The organism is Natronotalea proteinilytica, from assembly GCF_055379935.1.
In genome coordinates, this window is record NZ_AP043947.1 from 421782 (window position 1) to 444657 (window position 22876).

16 protein-coding genes are annotated in these 22876 nt (G+C 58.0%); 11 read left to right on the top strand and 5 right to left on the bottom strand.

Annotation, left to right across the window (positions count from 1 at the left end; translation table 11 throughout):
* Positions 1 to 94: 94 nt before the first annotated feature.
* The 11 genes from ACZ5AL_RS01930 to ACZ5AL_RS01980 all read left to right on the top strand — a co-directional run bounded on the left by ACZ5AL_RS01930 (position 95) and on the right by ACZ5AL_RS01980 (position 16098).
* Complete coding sequence (locus tag ACZ5AL_RS01930) at positions 95 to 4387, top strand: alpha-amylase family glycosyl hydrolase (RefSeq protein WP_464511808.1); 4293 nt, start codon at positions 95 to 97, stop codon at positions 4385 to 4387.
* Positions 4388 to 4482: 95 nt separating this feature from the next.
* Positions 4483 to 4953 (top strand): fibronectin type III domain-containing protein, encoded by a 471-nt coding sequence (locus ACZ5AL_RS01935; protein ID WP_464511809.1) that lies wholly within the window; start codon positions 4483 to 4485, stop codon positions 4951 to 4953.
* Positions 4954 to 5012: 59 nt separating this feature from the next.
* Positions 5013 to 6932 carry a glycoside hydrolase family 13 protein gene (locus ACZ5AL_RS01940; protein WP_464511811.1) on the top strand — a complete coding sequence of 640 codons (1920 nt, stop codon included), beginning with the start codon at positions 5013 to 5015 and terminating at the stop codon, positions 6930 to 6932.
* Between the two features lie 30 nt (positions 6933 to 6962).
* Positions 6963 to 8567 (top strand): alpha-amylase family glycosyl hydrolase, encoded by a 1605-nt coding sequence (locus tag ACZ5AL_RS01945; RefSeq protein ID WP_464511812.1) that lies wholly within the window; start codon positions 6963 to 6965, stop codon positions 8565 to 8567.
* 468 nt (positions 8568 to 9035) lie between these two features.
* On the top strand, positions 9036 to 11531 hold the full coding sequence (locus tag ACZ5AL_RS01950; protein ID WP_464511813.1) for a glycoside hydrolase family 31 protein: 2496 nt from the start codon (positions 9036 to 9038) through the stop codon (positions 11529 to 11531).
* Between the two features lie 45 nt (positions 11532 to 11576).
* On the top strand, positions 11577 to 13064 hold the full coding sequence (locus tag ACZ5AL_RS01955) for a sugar porter family MFS transporter (protein WP_464511815.1): 1488 nt from the start codon (positions 11577 to 11579) through the stop codon (positions 13062 to 13064).
* A gap of 122 nt (positions 13065 to 13186) precedes the next feature.
* On the top strand, positions 13187 to 13522 hold the full coding sequence (locus ACZ5AL_RS01960) for a hypothetical protein (protein ID WP_464511816.1): 336 nt from the start codon (positions 13187 to 13189) through the stop codon (positions 13520 to 13522).
* 219 nt (positions 13523 to 13741) lie between these two features.
* The gene (locus ACZ5AL_RS01965; protein WP_464511817.1) at positions 13742 to 14035 is read left to right on the top strand and encodes a hypothetical protein; all 294 of its coding nucleotides are present in this window, start codon (positions 13742 to 13744) and stop codon (positions 14033 to 14035) included.
* Between the two features lie 66 nt (positions 14036 to 14101).
* Positions 14102 to 15355, top strand: coding sequence for an IS256 family transposase (locus ACZ5AL_RS01970; protein ID WP_464511736.1), 1254 nt, complete (start codon positions 14102 to 14104; stop codon positions 15353 to 15355).
* A gap of 65 nt (positions 15356 to 15420) precedes the next feature.
* On the top strand, positions 15421 to 15654 hold the full coding sequence (locus ACZ5AL_RS01975; RefSeq protein ID WP_464511818.1) for a hypothetical protein: 234 nt from the start codon (positions 15421 to 15423) through the stop codon (positions 15652 to 15654).
* Between the two features lie 123 nt (positions 15655 to 15777).
* Complete coding sequence (locus tag ACZ5AL_RS01980) at positions 15778 to 16098, top strand: hypothetical protein (RefSeq protein WP_464511820.1); 321 nt, start codon at positions 15778 to 15780, stop codon at positions 16096 to 16098.
* Between the two features lie 949 nt (positions 16099 to 17047).
* Here ACZ5AL_RS01980 and ACZ5AL_RS01985 read toward each other — a convergent pair.
* The 5 genes from ACZ5AL_RS01985 to ACZ5AL_RS02005 form a co-directional block, all read right to left on the bottom strand.
* Entirely contained in the window at positions 17048 to 18373 is a 1326-nt protein-coding gene (locus ACZ5AL_RS01985; RefSeq protein WP_464511821.1) for a serpin family protein, read from the bottom strand.
* 557 nt (positions 18374 to 18930) lie between these two features.
* Positions 18931 to 19623: a ribose-5-phosphate isomerase RpiA gene (gene rpiA / locus ACZ5AL_RS01990; protein ID WP_464511822.1), complete on the bottom strand. Its 693-nt coding sequence runs from the start codon at positions 19621 to 19623 to the stop codon at positions 18931 to 18933.
* Between the two features lie 132 nt (positions 19624 to 19755).
* Positions 19756 to 20985, bottom strand: coding sequence for an ABC transporter permease (locus tag ACZ5AL_RS01995; RefSeq protein ID WP_464511824.1), 1230 nt, complete (start codon positions 20983 to 20985; stop codon positions 19756 to 19758).
* 53 nt (positions 20986 to 21038) lie between these two features.
* Positions 21039 to 22334, bottom strand: coding sequence for an ABC transporter permease (locus tag ACZ5AL_RS02000; RefSeq protein WP_464511825.1), 1296 nt, complete (start codon positions 22332 to 22334; stop codon positions 21039 to 21041).
* A gap of 86 nt (positions 22335 to 22420) precedes the next feature.
* Complete coding sequence (locus tag ACZ5AL_RS02005; RefSeq protein WP_464511826.1) at positions 22421 to 22870, bottom strand: GNAT family N-acetyltransferase; 450 nt, start codon at positions 22868 to 22870, stop codon at positions 22421 to 22423.
* Positions 22871 to 22876 lie beyond the last annotated feature (6 nt).

Here is a 22876-nt window from a genome sequence, read left to right on the forward strand (position 1 = left end):
CATCTTGGGATAGCCGATTTGCAGTCGTTTTAAGGTGAACAGCCTGAATTTGACACTGCGCTACACACGACCGTCCTTAAGAGCCCCAAAGTCCATGACCTATCGTGCTACTTCGTTTGTCCTGGCGTTGATGTTTGCCCTTATGGGCGTGTCGACGGTTCAGGCCCAGTCGCAAGACGACGCCATTAGCACCGACCCCACGGTGCCAACAGTGAATCAGCCTGTGACCATTACTTTCGATGCGTCGGATACGCCACTCGAGGGATTCAACGATGACATCTATGCCCACACCGGTGTCACGACCGATCTGAGCGATCCGGAGTGGACCTGTGTCAAAAACTTCTGGCCGACCCAAGATGAGTTTTCAGGCGAGCGCGATGACACCCGCCTCACGCCTGTGGGAGACGACCTGTACGAGCTCGAAATCGACGACATCCGCGACTACTACAATGCCAACGAAACCGGGTGTACGCTCGAAGATGACGAAGAAATCCAGACGATGAACTTCGTCTTTCGGAGTACAAGCGGCACTCCCCAGACCGATGACAAGTTTGTTGCTCTGGGCGATCCGGATGCAACGCTGGCCGTGACCATCACCCAGCCATCGGTATCGGGTATTAATCCGTTCATTATCGAGGATGGCGAAACGGTAGACATCGAAGCCGAAGTCACTGAGTCTGGAGAGAGCCTCGAAGAAATGGTGCTCACCATCGATGGGCAAGAAGAGGCGTCTACAACCAACTTGCAGCTTTCGGAGTCCGTCACCTTCACCAATCCGGGCAACCGAGAGATCGAGGTCACCGCGAGCGGCGATCAGGGCACCGAAGTCAGCGATGATGTCACCATTGTGGTGGCTCCCCCCGTTGAAGAAGCGGCTCGCCCAGCTGGGGTCGAAGACGGTATCACCTATGACGATGGCGATCCGACTACAGCCACGTTCTCGCTATACGCGCCTGGGAAAGAGTTCGTCTATCTGATTGGCGACTTCAACGACTGGGAGGTCGATAACGACTACTTCATGAATCGGGAATCGACCACCGCGTTTGGCGATAGCGATGGCGCCCACTACTGGATTACGATTGATGGGCTCACACCCGGCGAAGAGTACGGCTTTCAGTACCTGGTTGATGGAGAGATTCGGATGGGCGATCTCTTCTCCGAAAAGGTGCTCACACCTCAGGATGGCTTTATTGAAGACGATGTGTACCCCGATCTGCTGGAGTATCCCGAAGATGAAACCGAAGGCTTTGTCTCCGTGGTGCAAACTGATCAGGACGAGTTCCAGTTTTCCGACTTTGAGCGACCCGATGCTGGTGAGCTCGTTATCTACGAGTTCCTGATTCGGGACTTCAACGACGAGAAAACCTACGCTTCTCTCATCGACGAACTCGATTACCTCGAAGGACTCGGTGTCAATGCGATTGAGTTGATGCCCGTTTCTAATTTCGATGGCAACATCAGTTGGGGCTACAATCCGAACTACCATCTGGCCCTTGAGAAGTCGTACGGTCCCGCCGAGGACTTCAAGCAGTTCGTAGAAGAGGCCCATCAGCGCGGTATGGCGGTGATTTTAGACGTGGTGTACAACCACGCCACCGACCCATCGCCGCTCATTCAACTCGAAGGGAATAACCCAGGCGAAAGCCGTTTTGTAGGGCCCGGCCACGACTTTAACGTATTCAATCACCTCAATCATGACCACGAGTACATCCAGTACTGGATGGATCGTGCCAATGCCCACTGGCTGGAGACGTACAACGTAGACGGCTACCGCTTCGACCTCACAAAAGGCTTCGTGACGATGGAGCCGGACAATGATTTCGAGACGGGCGGCTTCGACCCGAATCCCTTCTATGACCGCCGTGTCCAAAACATCGAACGCATGGCCGATGCCATGTGGGATGTAGACGACAGCGCCTATATCATTCTGGAGCACTTCCAGCGCGACGAAGAACTGCAGATGGCCGAGTATCGTCGTGACGAGGGACTTCAAGGCATGATGTTCTGGCAAGGCATGAACTCGCAGTATTCAGATGCGTCGATGGGCTTTCTCGGCGGAGCGTCCAACCTTTCAGACACGTATCACCCCAACATCGGACTGGAGCCTGGCGTGGCTAACTCTGTCACGTACATGGAGAGCCACGATGAGCAGTGGATGATGCGCAACATGAGAGAATTTGGCAATGCCAGCGACGATGGTGAATACGACACACAAGAGTTAGAGACGGCCCTGGAACGCCAGAAGCTGATGGGCGGCTTCTTCCTGACGGTGCCGGGCCCACGCATGCTTTGGCAACTGGGCGAACTGGGCTACGGATGGGGCGAAAATGAATGCCTGAAGCCCGGCGGATTTGATGACGATGGCATTTGCGCGCCCGACGATCCCGGTCGCACCGATCCTAAGCCCGTGCGCACCGAAGAATACTTCAACGATCCCGACCGCCGTGCGGTCTACGAAACGTGGGGCGCACTGCTGAACCTGCGTCAGGAGTTTGAGCCGATGCGCTCGCTTACCAGCGTCGTTAACCTCGACGTCAACTCGGGTGATGATCCGATCCGTTACATTCGACTTGTCGAAGGCGATCAGGAAGTCCATATCGTCGGAAACTTCAGTCTTGAAACCGCAGAGACCGATCTGAGCTTCCTCGACAATGGCACCTGGTACGATTTCTTTCCCGGCGAAGAGTTTGAGATCAACGATGAAAACCGCAATGAGGCGGTGCCCATGCAGCCGAGCGAATTCCATGTGTACGTGAATGAGCCTGTCACTTTTCCTGAAGAAGATTGGCCGGGCTACGGCGTAGGTACACCTGGGCGTGAGTTTCCGCCCCAGGTTGCTGAGTCGGTTGATCCGCAAGAACTCGTGCTTGGCGGAGACGCCTTTGAGGCAGACCTAAATGATATCTTTAGTTCGAGCGAGGAGGTATCGTTTAATGCGTTTTCCTCCAATGACCTCATAGCGGATGCCTCGCTAGATGGATCGAGCCTGACGGTGACTCCAAACGGCTCGGGCACGGCCACTATTACGCTTGAAGCTACCAACCCGAACGGAACCACCAACACGAGCTTCGACGTGACGATCAGCCGGGTTAACGTTGCTATTGATCGTGACTTCGGCGGGACGCCCGAGACATCAGCCAACTATCGTCTCGTAGCACTGCCTGGCGCCGTGGAGGAGCCTATGGCGGATGTCGTGACGGGCGAGGCCAGCGTAGACTGGCAGGCGTTCTGGGATGACGGATCCGACGAAGACTTTTTGGAGCCGTACAGTAACATCGCGCGCTTTAACTTCCAGGCAGGCCGCGGCTTCTGGCTCACCAGCCGAGACAACTGGACGTTCGAGCGTGAGGTCGATGCGCTGCTCACGGGCGACGATGATGCCTCCATGACGATCGAACTGCACGAAGGATGGAATATCATCTCCAATCCCATTGCGCAAGAGGTCGAATGGAGTGCTGTGGATGACGCTAACGATGGCGATCTGCAGCCCATTTACGGATTCGAGGGCGCCTTTGATGACGGCAGCGATACGTTCGATTCGGCACGCAGCGGAACGGCATACTACTTCCTCAACGACGATGCCGACCGCGAAACCCTGACGATTCCGAACCCGGCCTATCAAGACGATGATGCTGGAGTTGTTGCAGCCGTTGAACAGGCGCAAGCCGAGGCTGAAGCTGCGCTCCAGATCAGCGCACGCACCACCACCGATGAGCATGAGTTGACCTCTGCCGTGCAGGTGGGCGTCCAGGGAAGTGACATGGGCGTTGATGCCGTCGCTCCGCCTCGCGACTTTGAAACGATCAGTCTGCGCATCCAGCCCGAGGATCATGACGGAGATGAGCGCACCCGCTTCTTGATGCGTGAGCATCGCGACCTAACCGGAGCTGGAGAGACGTTCACGTTGAATCTGCAGACCGAAGTAGAAACGCCTGTCGAGATTGAGGCCAGCAACTTCGAGGCCATTGAACAGCATGAGGTGGCGCTGATTGATGACGAGGCGGGCACAACACACGACCTGCGTGCGGAGGGGCCCCTTACGCTGACACCCGGCGACACACAGACGCTCCGCGTAGCCGTAGGGAGCCAGTCTTACATCGACCGGGCCCTCGACGAGGTCATGCCCGAAGAGGTGTCGCTAACAACCTATCCCAACCCGGTGCGCGATCAGGCAACGGTGCAGTACGACCTGCCTGAAGCCGAAGACGTACGTCTTGAACTCTACGACGTGCTTGGGCGCCGCGTAAGCACGCTCGAAGAGGGCAATCAGCAGGCCGGCACCCACGAGGTGCAGCTTAGCACCGACGGGCTGGCCAGCGGCGTGTACTTCGGACGCCTCACGGTAGGAGGCGAAACGCACACGCAAAAAATCACGGTTGTTCGCTAAGATCGCTTTCGGAATGCTGCGTGTAGGCTGGCTTGCGGCCGGTCTGCACGCAGTAGCGTTGGCCCACATTGCTCTCGTACTGACCCCTTGTTACCATGCAACTTATTCCTTCTACGTTTTCTGCCTCTCGCTTTACCGCCCTCATGTCGGTGCTGCTCATCGGAGCATTGGTTGTGCTTGGCGGATGCGACTCGTCAACCGACGCCAATGGCGATGACCCTGATCCGCCCGGTAACGGAGATGATCCGACAGCCCCTGCTGCTCCTAGTTCACTAGAAGCAGACTCAGGCGACGAAGCCATCAGTCTGAACTGGAGTAGCGTGTCGGGCGCCGATAGCTATGCCGTGTACCGGTCGACCTCGTCGGGCGATGCGCTTTCCGGAAATCCTGTATCTGAAGGCATCGACCAAACCAGCTTTACAGACGACAGTGTCGATAACGGCACCACCTACTACTACCAGGTTACGGCGCTCGATGAAGAAAACGATCTGGAGAGTGATGGCTCCAATGAAGTGGAAATCACGCCCTTTCCGGATCCACCCGAGCGTCCGTCCAGCCGTCCGTAACAGGTGAGTGCTTGTTTCATTGAAAGCCGCAGAGCATGGTCGTTGCGCTACCTACGTACATGGCACGAACGGTTGTGCTTGGCCTAGTGGTAGGTAGCCTGTTGCTAACGGCCTGCCAAACGGATGCTGACGCGCCTGCGTCTTCGAACGAAACAGTGGCTTCGATGACAGACGCCCAGGTTCCGCCGCCCGAGGCCCGCGTGCCCGACTGGGTCGCCGATGCGGTGTTCTACCAGATCTTTCCGGAGCGCTTCGCCGACAGCGATCTCGATAACGCACCCACCCGCGAAACGCTGCAGCGCCCCTACGATACGGTGCCCGACACCTGGGCGCCTACGCCGTGGACCGGCGACTGGTACGCGCAGTCCGCGTGGGAAGCTGAGATGGGCGATTTCTATAGCAGCGTTACGCAGCGGCGCTATGGCGGCGACCTGCAAGGCATCATCGACCGCCTCGACTATCTCGACACGCTCGGCATCAACGCGCTCTATCTGAACCCGGTGTTCTGGGGGCAGTCGATGCACAAGTACGACAACAACACCTTTCATCACATCGACCCGTACTTCGGGCCCGACCCCGAGGGCGACATCAGAAAGATCGCATCCGAAGATCCCACCGACCCGGATACGTGGACCGTCACCGCTGCCGACTCGCTCTTCTTTGCGCTGCTCGATGAAGCGCACGAGCGCGACATCCGCGTGGTCATCGACGGCGTGTTCAACCACACCGGCCGTGATTTCTTCGCTTTTCGCGACCTGGTGGAGCACCGAGCCGACTCGCGCTTCGCCAGCTGGTACGACGTAAACGACTGGAACGACCTGCCCGACGACCCGCTCCGCGCCTTCGATTACGATGGATGGTGGGGCTCGCCTTACCTGCCCGAGTTTGCCAAAAGTGAAGACGGCACGTCGCTGCATCCGGAGGTGCAGCAGTACATCTTTGACGCGACCGCCCGCTGGATGGCGCCCGACGGCACCTCCGACGCTGGTGTCGACGGATGGCGCCTCGATGTGGCCGAGGAAGTGCCCGACGGCTTCTGGCGCGCGTGGCATGCCCATGTGCGGGAACTGAACCCGCAGGCCTACACCGTGGCCGAGGTATGGGACGCAGCGCCCAACTACCTGGAGCGCACCGGGTTCAGCGCGACGATGAACTACCACGCCTTCGCCTATCCCGTCAAGGGGTTTCTGGTGGATGCGCACCTCGCGCCGTCATCGTTTGCTGATCTCATTGAAGCACGCCGATCGGCCTTTCCGGAGGCGCTGCAACCAGCTCAGCTCAATCTGGTCGACTCGCATGATACGCCGCGTATCGCCACGCAAGTCGTGAACCGCGCCGATACCGGATACGTGCACCCCGAGCGCTTCGACTACGACGAGGCCGAGATCGTCTCCCCGGCCAGCAATCCGGAGTACAAAGTGCGCGCGCCCGACGCCACCGACCGTCGCCTGCAGACGCTGGTTGCCCTCTTCCAGATGACCTATCCGGGCGCGCCCATGATCTACTACGGCACTGAAGCCGGCATGTGGGGCGCTGACGATCCCGACAACCGCAAGCCCATGGTCTGGCCCGACCGCTCGTACAGCGACGAGGCGACGCATCCGTTAGACAAACAACGCACGGCCGACCCGGTCGCCTTCAACGACGATCTGTTTGCCACCTATCAGGCGCTCATTGCGCTGCGTCATAAGCATCCGGCGTTGCGGCGCGGCACGATGGATCTGCTTCAGGCCGACGATGAACGCACAATGCTCGCGTACAGCCGCACGCACGACGGCGAATCCATCGTGGTGGTGCTGAACCGCAGCAACGAAGCACACAGCGCCCGCATCCCCCTGCCCGAACCGCTGCGCGAGACCTATGAGGTTGCATGGACCTCCTCAGAAACGTACCGCCTGCAACAAGATGCCGAGGCGCTGCTCCTTGAGGTCGACGCCCATGCCGGACTCGTGCTACACCATACCGACGCATCCCACTGATAACTTCCCCACAGCCTTATGAAAACGACCATGGTTGATTTGTCTCGTATCTCGCGGATGGTGCTTCCGCTACTGCTTGGTGCCGTACTTGTGTGGAGCGGGTGCGACGATCCTGCGCCCGAGCCCGACACGTCAGAGGCGCCCGACTGGCACCACGGCGTCACCTACCAGGTATTCGTCCATCCCTTTGCCGATGGCTCTGGCGACGGCATTGGCGACTTTGACGGGCTGATCCAGAAGCTCGACTACATCGATGACATGGGGTTCGACTCCATGTGGCTGCTGCCCATCCATCCATCGCCCTCCTACCACAAGTACGATGTGACCAACTACTGGGAAATCCACCCAGAGTATGGCACGATGGACGACTTCGAGCGCCTGTTGGATGAGGCGCACGACCGCGATATTCGTGTGGTAATCGACCTGGTCGTCAACCACACCGCCCGCGATCACCCCTGGTTTCAGCAGGCTGTAGCCGATACAACCAGCGAGTTCTTCGACTTCTACATCTGGGAGGATGAGGAAACCGTCGCCTCGTTTGCCGACGAAGAAGCCGGGCCCGACACCGATAACATCGACTTCTGGCATGAGGTGCAAGACGTTGATGAGATACAAGACGGACTCGATAAGCGCTACTTTGGCTACTTCTGGGGCGGTATGCCCGATCTCAACTTCGACAATCCCGCCGTGCGCGACTCGGTCATTGCCATCGGTGAGTACTGGCTCGATAAGGGAGTAGACGGCTTCCGCCTTGATGCGGCCAAGCACATCTACCCCGACGACCGAGCCGAAGACGCCCACGCCTGGTGGGAGGAGTTTCGCGCTGAAATGGAAGCCGTAGATGAAGATGTACTTCTCGTTGGCGAGGTGTGGGACGGTCCCGAAGTTATTGCTCCGTTCTTTAGCGGGCTCCACAGCCTGTTTAACTTTCACCTCTCCGAGGAAATCTTCGATGCCTTCCGAGCGCGTGAAGGAGCGAACATTGCAGAGCGGCTCGTGGATATGCGTGCTATGTACGCCGAAGTGAATCCCGACTTTGTGGATGCCACGTTCCTCACCAACCACGACCAGCCGCGCATCATGAGTGAGCTGGACGATATGGACGACATGCGTCTTGCCACCCACCTGCTCTTCACCCTGCCCGGCGCGCCCTACGTGTACTACGGCGAGGAGATCGGTATGTACGGCGAGAAGCCGGATCCGAACATCCGTGAACCCATGCTCTGGGCGCCCGAAGAGGACGACGATCTGCGCACCACGTGGATCGAGCCCGAGTTTTCGACCGATGAAACCGTAACGCCTGTCTCCGAGCAACTCGACGATGAGGGCTCGCTGCTCAATCTGTATCGCGACCTCATCGCACTACGCAGTGAGCATGACGCCCTTGCACGCGGTGAAATCGAAGCCGTATCGGTGGAACCACCGGCCCTCTCCGTCTACGAGCGCACCAGCGACACCCAGACGCTGCTGGTGGCCCATAACATGGACACCGAGGCGCACGAGTTGACGCTTCCCGACGAGTTGGCCGACACCTACACGGCCATCGCGTATGCCTCCGACGATGAGATCGAAGCGTCTGACGAAGGCATTACACTGCCCGCATCCGGCACGGTGATTCTTGCTGAAGAAGAATAACCGGGGTAGACCGATAGAGTAATATACGCACGTGAGGGTGTCGCTCGAACCCCCTCCCCCTTTATTCCGCTTCGCTCCATGAGTCGGCCTGCGGTCTCGTTTGGGTGTCTTCCCCCTTAGCCAAGGGGGAGATGTCGTTAGAAAGAGGGGGTTGGATGGGCGCATAACCTCTGCGTGTTTGGAAATCACTACTGCTCTGTCAATCCTAATTCTATGTGTTTTGGAACGTTCTGCAGATCCCTCCCTCTTGTTCTCCCTCCTCTGAGGGAGAGACTCCCATTGCGATGGTAAGTCCCTTCCTCCCCGGGGAGGAAGGACAGGAAGGAGGGGCGAGCGCCGGGTTCAACCACAACATTCAGGGCTGACACACCACTACACATCAAACACCTACCGAGTAATCGTTGGTCAACCCATTTGGCCGATCGTAGACTTCACCGCAATCCATCCAGTTAATTCTATTTTCGTTGTATGATTTCCCGTTTGCGCTCCGTCGGAGCAGTCCTTCTCCTCACCCTGCTTTTCGGGTCGCTCTCTGCAGGGGCCCAAACCACTCCAGGTGCCTATGTCGGACACGATGTGCGCGGACCGACTGTCGAAATAGAAGCCGAGAATGCAACCGCACACATCACCTTCTACAGCGACAGCGTCGTTCGCGTTGACTGGACGCCCCCCAACACGCCGCGTCCCGACTCCTCGTTTGCGGTCGTGCAAGATCCAGACACGCATCCCCCGAATGTGCAAACGCGAGACGATGCTGTGTGGGTGCGGGGCTCCGGGATGGACGTGAAAGTGAAAACCGACCCGATGCATCTGCAGTTTGTGGATGCGAACGGCAATGAGCTCACACGTGAGCAAGACACCGGCTTCGGATACGAAGACGATGGTCGGATGCTGCAAATGCACCTCGACGAGGCCACGAACGTCTACGGCACAGGCGAGCGCGCGCCGACCTTTAACCTGCGCGGACAGGCGTTTGAGCTGTACAACACGCAGCACTATGGCTACGACGAGGCGCCCTCCACCATGAAGATCAACGTACCGCTGGCGGTTACCAACAGCGCGTATGCCCTCTTTGTGGATACCATCAGCCCGGCTATGTTCGACATTGGCGCATCCGAAGAGGATGTGTTCGACATCGAGGCAGAGGGCGGCGAGATCACGTACTACGTGATTCAGGGCGAGGACATCCCCACGCAGCTTGAGCACTACACCGGCCTTACCGGAGCGCAGCCCATGCCGCCGAAGTGGGCGATGGGCTACATCCAGTCGCGGTTTGGCTACCGCACCGAAGCCGAAGCGCGCGAAGTTGTAGAAACCCTGCTCGACCGCGACTTTCCGCTCGACGCCATCATCCTCGACCTCGACTGGTTTGAGCATATGGGCGATATGGACTGGGATCGCGATGCTTTTCCTGAGCCATTCCAGATGATGCGCGACTTTCGGGATGAGGGCGTGAAGACGCTTGCCATCACCGAGCCGTATATGGTTACCAACGCGCGGCTCTTCGACAACGCCGACCAGGGCGGCTACCTGGCTACCGATGATGAGGGCGACACGTATCTCATCGAAGACTGGTGGTCATGCCCCGACGAAATCACAGAAAGCGAGGAAGGCTGCCAGGCTGGACTGCTTGACTTCACAAATCCAGCAGCGCGCGACTGGTGGTGGGGGCAGCACCCTATCTTTATGGGAGATGAGATGGCCGCGCTGTGGACCGACCTGGGCGAGCCGGAGAACCACCCCGAGGGGATGCGCCACCGCTGGGGCACTGCCCGCGAGGTGCACAACGTATACAGTCTGCTCTGGGCCCAGACGCTTGCTGAAGGCTACCGCGAGTGGCGCCCAAACGATCGATTTGTGAACCTGACGCGCGCCGGATCCGCCGGAATCCAGCGGTACAGCCCAATTCTCTGGTCGGGCGACGTATCCCGCTCCTTTACGGGCTATCAAGCACAGCCGCCCATGCTGCTCAACATGAGTCTGTCTGGGCTGGCGTACTATAGCTCTGACCTGGGCGGCTTCACTGGCGATCTGCCCGACGAGCTCTACACCCGCTGGTTTCAGCATGGCACCTTCACCCCCACCATGCGCCCGCATGGCAACGATAGCGATCTGACCGAGCCGACCGACTTCGGCACGTCCAAAGAGCAGACGCTGCGCGAGTATGTGCAGCTGCGCTACCGGATTATGCCGTACATCTACACGCTGGCGTACGAAAACTACAGCACCGGCATGCCGCTCGTTCGTCCACTGATGTTTGAAGATGAATCGCTCTACAACGAAGACGAGACGTACCTTTTTGGAGATGCGTTCCTGGTAGCACCCGTGTGGGAGCAGGGACAGCGCGAGCGCACCGTGCCACTGCCTGAAGGCAGCACCTGGATCGACTACTGGAGCGGCGACGCTTACGCCGGCGGACAGTCGGTCACAGTCGATGCCCCCCTCAGTGAGATGCCGCTCTTTGTGCGGGCAGGCAGTATCATCCCCAAGCGCCCGGTGGCTTCAAATGTAGAGGAACAGCCGCAGGATGTGCTGCACCTCGATGTGTATCCGGCTCCTGATCAGGCACGCCACAGTGCGTCACTCTACGAAGATGACGGCCAGACCCGAGACTACGAAACGGGCGCCTATGCTGTCACATCGCTTCACCAGAAACAGCACACGGTAGACGACGACCTGGTGCTTGATCTGAAAATCGGTGCAGCAGCGGGCACCTACGCCGACCAGCCGGAGGCGCGCGAAATTGAGACCACCGTGCATGCCATCGCTGATGCGCCCACATCCGTAAACCACAATGGCAGCGAACTGACCATGCAGTCATCGAAGTCCGACTGGGAGGCCAATGGCGGCGTTTACCATGATGCCGATGCCGAGCGCCTCTACATCCAGATTGACGATGCGCCTGTGGATGCCGCCCATACCCTGCGCCTGCACACCCCCACCGTAGCGCCGATGCCCAAGTAACCGGCGCTGCGTTTACACGCGCTCTGTTCACACGCCCTCCTGCTCATGGCTACGCCCGAGACCGACGAACCCGAGGCATCCATTCCACCGCCTGCCGAAGGCGAAGGCAACACGCTGCTGGTCATCCTCATTTCGCTGGCGGCTGCGCTGGGCGGGTTTTTGTTTGGATTCGACAGCGGCGTCATCAACGGCACCGTGGATGCGCTGCAAGACGCGTTTGACTCCGACGCCGTAGGCACCGGATTCAACGTCGCGTCGATGCTTCTGGGCAGTGCCGTCGGGGCCTTCTTTGCCGGTACGGTGGCCGACAAGTATGGCCGCCGTCCGGTGCTGATTGCCACGGCGTGTATTTTCATTGTGAGCGCGTGGGGTTCAGGGATAGCGGGCGGCTCCGCCACCTTTGTGTTTTTCCGTCTTATCGGCGGGGTGGCCGTGGGAGCGGCGAGTGTGCTGGCGCCGGCCTACATCAGTGAGGTGGCTCCCGCACACATCCGGGGCCGCCTGGCGACGCTGCAGCAGCTGATGATCGTGATCGGGCTGTTTGTGGCGTTTTTAAGCAACTACCTGATTGCCGGAACGGCAGGAGGAGCTTCTGAGCTCTTCTGGTGGGAGTTTCCGGCCTGGCGGTGGATGTACTGGGTGGAGATCATCCCGGGGTCCATCTTTTTGATTAGCCTGCTGTTCATTCCGGAGTCGCCCCGCTACCTGGTGGCGGCGGGACGTGAATCGGAGGCGCAAGATGTGTTGCAGCGGCTCCTCAATGCTAAAGAGAAAGCCAAGCAGACGGTAGCTGATATTAAAGACACGGTGCTCGACACGCGTAAGCCGCGCCTCTCCGACATCGTAAGCGAGCACACCGGACGCGTGCACCCAATCGTATGGGTGGGGCTTGGGCTGGCCGCGCTTCAGCAGTTCACTGGCATCAACGTCATCTTCTACTACGGCGCGACGCTGTGGCAGGCGGCTGGCTTCGACGAAGGCAGCGCCTTGATGCAGAACGTAATCAGCGGCTCGGTGAACGTGTTCTTTACGTTCGTGGCGATTGCCCTGATCGACAAAGTAGGGCGTCGTCCGCTGTTGCTGGTCGGCGCGCTGGGGCAAGCCGCAATGCTGGGCGTAATGGCGGTGGTGTTTGGCACCGCAGCGACCGGCGATGCCGATGCGCTACAGCTTGGCGACAACGCGGGGCTGGTGGCCCTGCTGGCAGCCAACGCCTACATCGCATTCTTTGCGTTCTCGTGGGGCCCGGTCATGTGGGTGATGCTGGGCGAGATGTTTCCGAACAAGTTCCGGGGGGCGGCGCTGGCATTGGCCGGACTGGTGCAGTGGCTGTCCAACTTTACAATCACGATGACCTTCCCGATGCTACTTGCGAGCGTAGGGTTGGGCGTGTCGTACGGGATCTACGCGGCGTTTGGCGTGGTGGCGTTTGTGTTCGTGCTGCGGTACCTGAACGAAACGATGGGACGCACCCTCGAAGACATGTCGCGCGAGCACGAAGCCATGGATGCGGCTGCGGGGAAGGAGAGATAACAGGGGCATTGTATGCTATGCTGTGTTATCCTATAATAACTATAGGCATTGGTTGAAATCTAGCCAATGAGTCCATTCTATTCAGCGAGTAGTTAATCACGATAATGCCCCATTCCCTGCATATGAATCGTATTCTCGTGGTACTTTTGGCTCTTATGGCTACGCTTGTTGTACAACAGGTACATAGCCAGTCCGGAGAGAATAGAGGCCCAGCTGCCTTCGACGACGTCTTCACCATAACAGGTGAGACGGTGTTGGAAGGCGATGAAACGGTCCCCCTGACTGCGATTACCAACCCGCATATCACCGAGGATCGCATCTATCTTACTGATTTTCAGAGCCACCAGATCGCCATCTACGATCACGAGAGCACGCGCCTTGCCGAAACTGGACAGTCAGGCCAGGGACCAGGGGATGTGCAGATGCCGTTCGAAATGAAACCGGGTCCCGAGTCCTAGCAGATCTTCGTGTACGAACGCGGCAACTCGCGTATCCAGGTCTTCGATGCTGCGCTGAATCATGTGGCTATGTGGGGCAATGGTGCCGTTCAGACCGAACATCTGTTTCCAGTAGAGTCTGAGGGGCGGTTTCGGATGGTGACCATCGGGCCCAATACATGTGAGTCTTTGCTCTGTGCGGTTCGAGTCTATGATGCGGAGGGGAATGCTCTCGAAGGTATGGCATCCGTAAAAGAGATGCCGTTGTCAGCAACATGGAAGGGCGATGTCGCAGGTGACACGGTGTATGTGGTCAATGTGCACGAGCCGGAAGTCCAGAGCTATACAATGGACGGCGAGTCTGTCGTATCGTTTTCAGTAAAGTCGCCTTCTACGACTTCTTTAGAAGCGGAAGCACAGCAGTACGATTCGCGTGAAGCCTTTCTGGCAGATCAGCGCGAACTGTTCAGCCAGCCCTACTCCACCATTCGCGGGTTGAGTCCTTATTCTTGTGTAAAGCAGTCGAGCCGATAGAAAAAAGCCACCGTCTTCTGTTAGGTTATAGAAAGATCCACCAATCACAAACCTAACATACCAACGATGGCCGACTTACAGTTTACGATATCAGAAGAGAAAATCCAAGCGATGCTTTTTGGCGAGCGCGGCATGGAGGTGTTGACCGAGGCGCTGTTCAATCAGTTGCTTCAGGCAGAGATGACTGCGCACCTCGGTGCCGGACCCAGTGAACAAACCGAGCAGCGCCGGGGGTACCGCAATGGGTCCTACACACGCAAGCTCACTACGCGTGTTGGAACGCTCGAACTGGAGGTGCCCCGTGATCGCAAAGGCACCTTCAAAACGGAACTCTTTGAGCGCTATCAACGCAACGAGAAAGCCCTCGTGCTGGCCTTGATGGAGATGGTGGTCCAGGGCGTCTCGACCCGCAAGGTGAAGAAGATTACCAATGAGCTGTGCGGGCGACGCTTTAGCCGACAGACCGTCTCGCGCCTGGCGCAGACCCTTGATGAGCAGGTAGCAGCCTGGGCCGAACGTGAGTTAGAGCATGAATACCCCTTCCTCATTGTCGATGCGATGCAGGTGAAGGTGCGGCGTCAGCAGGCCGTGCGATCCACTACGGTGATTAGGGGTTACATGATGATTGCCATAGGAATCAGTGAAGAGGGCTACCGGGAGATTCTCGGGATCAACGTCGGCTTTCGTGAGACGGGCGAAGGCTGGAGAACCTTCCTCTCGAACCTGAAGGCGCGTGGGCTCTCGGGCGTGGAGGTGATCACCTCAGATGCTCATGAAGGGCTACGCGGAGCGATACAGCGTTGCTTCCCGGGTTCGATATGGCAACGCTGCCAGGCCCACTTTCGGCGCAACGTAGTCGACCGCGTGCCGGCCTCCCGCAAAGAGCGCGTACATGAGATGCTTGACAAGATCCTGGAGGCCCCAAGCCCAGAGGATGCGCGCAAAGCGCTGGAGCGAGTCACGCCCGAGCTTCAGGAGAAGGCCCCGACTGCTCTCAAAGTACTGGAAGCGGGCTTCGAAGACGCCACCGCTGTCCTGGCCCTTCCCGCGAAGTACCGGCGCCGCCTCCGGACGAGCAACATGATCGAACGGTTCATTGAGGAGATCCGTAGGCGCGAGAAGGTCGTGCGTATCTTTCCAAATATGCAATCGGCCTGGCGGTTGATCGGAGCGCTCTGTGCTGAACAGCACGAAGAGTGGGGCCATGGCCGGAGATACCTCACCATGGACGCGTACGTCCAATGGAGGGCGCAGCTCGAATACGCTGATAGGCAGCCCAACAATCCCGTGCCCAACAATCCCGTACCCAAAGCCGCTTAACTTTGAAGCCTGACAGAAGACCTCTTTACACAACGATCGGGACTTGATCCATTCGCGACATTTTTGTGTATCAGAATTATGTTCTTGTCCAGCATGAGAACAAAAACATGGGGAGTGATGCCTCCAGTTACTTTCTTGATGTGTTCGATCGTGAAGGAGAGTTGCTGGCGCACGGCATTAAAACGCCGGGACCGCTCAGGAGCGCTACCGATGCCTTCTATTTCATGGAGAAAGATGAAGGCACGGACTTTAGCACGCTTATCATCCGGCGTGCTGAGCTTGAAGCGGAGGCGTGGTAGTCCGTTGACGGGGAAAACGGAGTAATGACTGCGTTGCTTTAGCGTGCGCTGAAGTCGTTTCTTGTCCCGAAAGTGATCCCTCTGCTTTACTAATGGGTTCTGCGTTGAACAGCTTTTCTACTTATGCGCAACAACTCCTACCGTGCTACTTGGATCTGCGCAGTTCTTCTTGTCTTTGGCTGCTATTGCTCGGTAGCCACGATCGTACATGCGCAAGACGACTGTGTGTCGCCGGATGTCGTTCACACATTGGGCGAGGAGCAGATTCTGCATGAGATTGTGACGGCACGCGTGCTGAATCAAAAGGTCTTTGTGCTGACGCAGTCGGATCCGGTGCTGCATGTGTTCGAGCTGGAGTCGGATTCGTATGCCGCGTGGGGTACGAAAGGAGTAACACCAACGGAGCTTGCAGAGCCACTTGTTGGAATCCTAAACCGTCAGTGATTGCCCCTTCGGGGACTATGTGGTGGAGGGTTCGAAGGTGTTTTCCAGCTTCCCACGTTACGTCATGCTGAACGCACGTGAAGCATCCCAACGCCAACCGATCGACGTCAAGCAGGCCCGCGCTCTTGAAACGTCGGGAAAAGAACGCGCTTCACGCGACGTGTTATACCAAATCCGGTTCCAGGGTTGTGTTATCACGTCGTTACGAGACGCGGAGGAGGTAACCAATTCCCCAACTATGGGGAATCGGCTTTCAATGTGCTGCCAACCCAAATCCATGTAATCTAGTGCCAACGGTGGGGAGATGCCTACCGGCAGGGTGTTCCTTTTGTCTTGATACAAAAGGAACTCAAAAAATCAAGGCGGTGAAGAGACCGGCTGATGCTCCTCGGGGGCTGCTAAAATCATCGAACTCGCTCCGCTCAAACATCGATGATTTTGGCCGCAGCGCCGCTCTGGAGCATCCGAGACGCCGTTCTCTTCAAGGCCGCGAGATCTCTCGGTTGGAGAGTTCTGGCATCACTCTCTTCCGGAGCACCGGATGTACTTCGTCAGTCGGCCTTATGCCTCGTGCGAGGATGGACGTATGGAGACATGGAGGGGTGGACGTTTTTCTCATTCACGCATGCACCCATCCATTCCTCCGCACACCAATGAGCTTGCGGAGTTTAGACATCATTAGAACGGTGTCATGGTGAGCGGAGGCTGACGAAGGAGGCCCATGTAGCCGCCGAATGGCATTCGGTGGAACCATCTCTCCGGCGCTCAGCAGGCGTTTCGGAAGACGCATCGCATTGTCCCTGGACGAATGGAGCGTACCAATTTTGCGAGGCCGGCGCTGAGATCCTTCCGCCAGGGGCGTCAGGATGGCTTCGTTCGGGGATAGGAAGCAGCAGAAGTCCCCGGCGTTTTCCCCTTGCTATCATCCGCAGCACGCAGGCCGGTAGCGTCAATTCAGCGCCAGCTCAGAGGGATCCGTGATGGTCCCGATGAACAACGGCGCTTCCGAGTCGGCTTCGCGGATCATGTAGAAAAAAGGGCGGTCCAGGTCGATCGTCACGTAATCCGGAGTAGGAGCACTGGTTGGACCCAACCCAATCGATGTTGCAGCCGCGGCTTCCGTTCCTTCTTCATCGACGCGAATGAACGTCTTATGCTTTGTGGACCCGGTGTCGATAAAAAAGGAATCCGGACCCTCAAAGAGCCCAGGAAACGAGGCATCTGCTGGCGAAAAAGCATTGGTCATACCCAGTGACTGCATCTGATTTCCAAACTGCTCGACTTCGTACTCTTTCTCGAACTGAGGAAGCGAAAGCGTAACCTTCGTCTGATAGTTCAGCTCGTCGGTAAGCGCGGTCCAGGTGTTCCACTCCATGTCAGCGATCCAGTCGGATAGGGCAATTCCATCGTTGGGGCGGACAAGCGTCATGTTGAAGCCGGCATCCCCATAGTAGATGCTCACGGCTTCGTATGTGTCGCCCTCGGCGTAGCCGATCACGTCAAGGTCAGTCGCTTCGCCTTCTTCCATCCGCATCGTTGGCACATCGACCGTAGAACTGTCGTCCCGAGTGAACGGGCGGTCTTCGGTGTCAGAGGGATCGAAGGGGACGGTCCACTCTGCGTCAAAATAAAATGCATTAACAAGAAGCATAGCCAAACCTGGTTCGACCGAATCCAGCATCTCATCAATACGATCTTCAGTCTGCTCGGCTACCCAGGCGTTCACTTCGTCTCTGACTGCGTCGGGGTTGTTTGCGAAATCCGCTGCCTGCACCGTGCCATCGAAGTGATTCTCGACAGCATCCTGAAACCCCGTTTGGATGGTGCGAGCGTCGTCATACCACACGGCATTGGCTGGGGCGAAGCGCACATTCTCATCAAAGGGGATGAGGAGGTCGTTGAGATCGGCCAAACTGGTGTTCACTACCTCGGAGTCAAGCCCCTCCATCCCCATCACGTCCTGCATCTGCGTGTATGTGTCGCCATCAGCTCCGTTGAGCACCATAGAAAAGGCAGTCTGTATGCTAAATGGCGAGATGAGGATGTTGCCATGGTCTTCTTCATTTTGAAGGGCCTGGAGCAGGTCAAAGCCCAGTTTGCCAGTGCCTTTCATGATTTGGGTTTCGGCATCGGTAAGATCTCGGTCCAATTGTTGCCGCTCGAATTCGTCCGGACTGCTGTCTGACTCCAGAAGATCGCAGCCTGTGAGAGGCAGTACAAGAAGCAGAAGGCTTGTGCAGAAGACAGTGATTGATTTCAGGCGTATGTCAATCATGAGAACCGGTTTCAGGATGAAAAAGAATCAGCGTTGCGGATAAGCAAGAGGGGCACGGGTTGGCACCTGTGTGTTTCGCGCCGCGTCTTCATTGAGAAAGACAGTGGACATCCTTACCGCATTCCATGAAGATATGATAGGGTGGCAGCGTATAGAAGCTGTAGTGCTGTGTCACACCTGAATGTTAGGGTCCAAAATGTCATCGCGAGGAGGGAGCCTGCGACTGACGCGGCGCTGTGAGCGAAGCGAACGAGTACTCTTGGGGTGCGATCTCATGCCGTTGATTGGGCGGCTGCATTCAGTCTGATAGCATGAGATTGCACCCCAGGAGCACTTCCTCCCTACGGTCGGGGCGCGTCGCTGCGCTCGCAATGACATGATTGTGAGTTGTTCTCGGTACGTTAGGGGGCCATGCGTTACCCAAAGATTGACCTGTGACACAGCAGTAGAGAGACCGCGTTTCGTATTTTATCTCGTGCGGTTCTCTAACCAAGCCGGGTATTTGAGTCTTTGTGTTGTTGGATGTGCAATGTTGACTTGTGCGTTCGGCTCGTGCCCTACACCGTGGTATGCGTCACCTCTCCATTGGCCTCGCCACACACGATGTCGGTGGCGAGGTTCAGGAACAGGCCGTGGTCTAAGATGCCGGGCTGGTCGTTGAGTGTGCGGTTGAGCGCCTCCGGATCGTCGATGCCGTCGAAGTGGGCATCCACGATCCAGAGTCCCTGATCGGAGATGACAGGTCCGTCTTTGGATTGCCCCATGCGCAGTTCAGGGCGTGCGCCTAACTGCTCCAACAGGCGCTGCACCGGACCCAGCGCCATCGGTACGACCTCGATGGGCAAGGGGAATGCATGCCCGAGTTCGTCGACAGGTTTTGAGGGATCGATGAGCACTACGAAACGGTCGGCGGCCTGAGCTACTACCTTCTCGCGGGTATGGGCGCCGCCGCGTCCTTTGATGAGACGCCCCTGCGGATCCACCTCGTCGGCGCCATCCAGGGCAAGGTCAAGGTGCGGTACGGCGTCGAGGGTGGTAAGGGGAATGCCGTGCTGTTTGGCCAGATGCTCAGCCGCAAACGAAGTCGGCACGCCAACGATGTCTAGATCCTCGTTCTGGATCCGTGCGCCCAGTGCCTCCAGTGCACAGGCCGTAGTCGATCCGGTGCCCAGTCCCAGCGTCATACCGGACGAAACGAGATTAGCGGCGGCGGTGCCAGCGGCTTGTTTGGCAGCAGCGGTGTCGGACATGGGTGGTGGCTCTGTTGGGAAAACGAGTGCAACGAACGCAATTCAACCTGTCGGAGGATACCGCCAAAGGCAAGCAGATATTGCGCAAATTGCACGGCGGCTGTATCTCTCGATACATCAGCAGACTGAAGATCACTCGTAGCGCAGACACTCAATCGGATCGAGACGTGCGGCTTTGTAGGCCGGGTAGCCGCCAAAAATGAGTGCGATGATGGTGACGCCCACCACGGCGCCAATGGCCCAATCCCAGGGGAAAGCCGCTCCAATGCCAAAATAAACCGCTACAAGGTTGCCAAAGAGCCCGCCACTGGCAATGCCAAGCAAGCCGCCGATCTGGCAGAGCACCACCGCCTCCAACAAAAACTGCCCCAGGATATCCTTCTTCTTTGCGCCCACAGACTTGCGCACGCCGATTTCGCGCGTGCGCTCGGTTACCGATACGAGCATGATGTTCATGATGCCAATGCCCGCGGTAAACAGCGCAATGAGTCCGATGCCCGCTCCAGCAATGGTAAGGGTTTGCGTGAACGTGTCGAAGGTGCTGCGTGCGGACTCATTCGTTTCGATCACAAAGTTGTTGCTGTCGCCGGGCGATACGCTTCGGATGACGCGCATCAGGCTGATGACCTCATCTTGGGCCGCCTCCATGCGCGTGCCATCGTCCACTCGCACACTCACGCTGCTAATGTTGCGTCCGCCATCGCCATAGGTGGCCAGCAGGTGGGTGATGGGCGCGTAGACGCGCGAGTCGGGATCCATTCCTAAAAAGCCGCCCTTTTCTTCGAGCACGCCAACGACCTCTAGGCGGACCCGTCCGATGCGCACTTCTTGGCCAATGGGGGAGACGTTAGGAAAGAGCGTTTCAGCCACGGGGGCGCCCAAGAGCGCGACGGGGCGTCCGCCCCGCACGTCTTGTTCAGTAAGCGGGCGGCCATCAGCCAGGGTGAACCCGAAGTTGTCAAGAAAGAACTGGTCGGTGCCGTGGAGCTCGATGGAGGCTTCGGTTTCTTCGAAGCGGGAGCGTGCGCGTTCACGATTGGCAAAGCGATTCAGGGTCCCCACGGCGTACTCGGCACTGATGCGGTCGCGCAGGCGTTCGACCTGATCATACGTGATGGGCGGCCGGTATTCGCGTCCGCGGCGAGGGCCGACAAATTGGGCGCTCTGGCGCTCCACCGAGAACGTATTGGTGCCGTACTGTTGAATCGATTCCTGAAAGTACGTGTCGATGACCGTGACAGCCGTAACCGATGCAATGACCGCGAACACGCCAATCACCATGCCGAGCAGGGTAAGCGCCGAGCGGGTCTTGTTGGCGCGAAGCGCGCGTAGGGCCGACCAAAAGGCTTCGAGCAGATTCACAGCAGCACAGGACCAAAGGAAAGAGAATAACGAATGGAGGAGGCAGGCAGAGGCTATTCGTACCGCAGTGCATCAATGGGGCGGGCCTGAGCGGCTTGCCAGGCGGGCGCGATACCAAATAGAATGCCCACGCCCACACAGATGCCAAACGCGATGCCAATAACCGACAGCGGGAGGGCGGTTGTAAAGCCAAGCGCGGTGTTGATGACCTCGGTAAGGCCGACGGTAATGAGCACGCCAATCAGTCCACCAATCAAGCACACAATGATCGCCTCAATCAGAAACTGGATGAGAATAGTGTGGCGCTTGGCTCCCACGGCCTTGCGGATGCCAATTTCTTTGGTGCGCTCTTTGACCGAGACAAACATGATGTTCATGACGCCGATGCCGCCCACGACCAGAGCCAGCGCGGTTAGGAACAGCCCCACGCCGTAGATAGCCAGCCGGACGGTTGCAAACGAAGCGCGGATCTGGTCTTGCTGGTTGATCTCAAAATTATCGCTGGCCATCGGCTCGACCTGGCGGGCGGTGCGCAGGATGCCCGTGAGTTCGTCTTCAGCGGCGTTCATGAGCTCGGTGTCGGGCACTTGCACCATGATGGTGATGCTGCGCCAGCGACTGGTGCCAAAGAACCGCTCAAATGTGCTAAACGGCACTAGAATAGCATTGTCGTGGCTACCTTCATCGCCAAACAGGCCGCTGCCTTCGCGTTCGAGCACGCCAACGACCTCGCACGGGGCGTTCGTAAGGCGTACAGATTGCCCCAGCGGTGATATGCCGGGAAATAGTTCATCGGCCAGAGCGGCACCGATCACGCAGGTGTTGCGGGCGCTGCGCTCATCGATTTCAGTGTAGAACCGGCCATCAGCCAGCTCCACATTGCGAATTTGTCCGTAGGCAGGCGTAGAGCCCGTGATGGAGGCGCGAGCCGTTTGGCCGCGATGACTGACCGTACGGCTTGTGCTGGCCATGGGAGCTACCCGAATCGCATACTGCGACTGTGCTTGAATGGCATCAACCAGGTCGGGCGTAATATCGGGACGGTTGGCCATCTCCCACCAGTCTACATCGACGTTGGCGCCCCAGGGAAACTTGCTCACGTACATGACGTCGGCCCCGAGGGCGGCGAGTGTTTCTTCAAACTCCTCGTTTACGCCTCCAATGAGCGCGGCCATGAGCGTAACCGATACAATGCCGATAATAATGCCGAGCGTGGTAAGCACGGCACGCAGACGGTTCGACCAGATGGCCTGCAGGGCGATACGCAGGCCCTCCATCACGTCAAAGAAAAAGCGGCGCACGGGCACGGGGTGGTGAGTGAAGGCAGGACGCGTGGATGATGCGCCCATGCTACGAATCCGCCCAATACAAGGTTACAGCACGCGGGACGGAACGAAGAGAATGTGCAGTATATGACCGATGTGGCGTGATGAAACTACGGGCGCAGCGTGTAGGCAAAGCGCAAGCGGTAGTCGTGGTATTCGGTGTTGTATCCGGCCCGAATGACTTTGAACCCTTCGTTGAGTGCCAGAATCGTCATGCCGGGGTGTTTGTTGGGAAACGTGTCGAACACAAACCGAGCATACGAGCGGGTTCGGGCTTCGTTAATCATGGCGTGGAGCAGGGCACGGGCAATGCCTTGCCGCCGTGCCGATGGAATGACGCCGCCTTTGGCGCTGTAGAAGGTGTTGGGATCCAACTGATATCCGATCTTAAACCCGACGGGGTCGTCATGGAGCCAGGCCACAAGTATGAGCAGTTCGGGACGGTCGAACGTGCGGATGATGTGCGAGTCGCCAAAAATGGTGGCGTTCAGTTCCCGGATCAGCGGGATCTGGCTTTGGGGCACAGGCGCAATGCGCAGGTCGGATGAGGCAGCAGGCATGAAGCT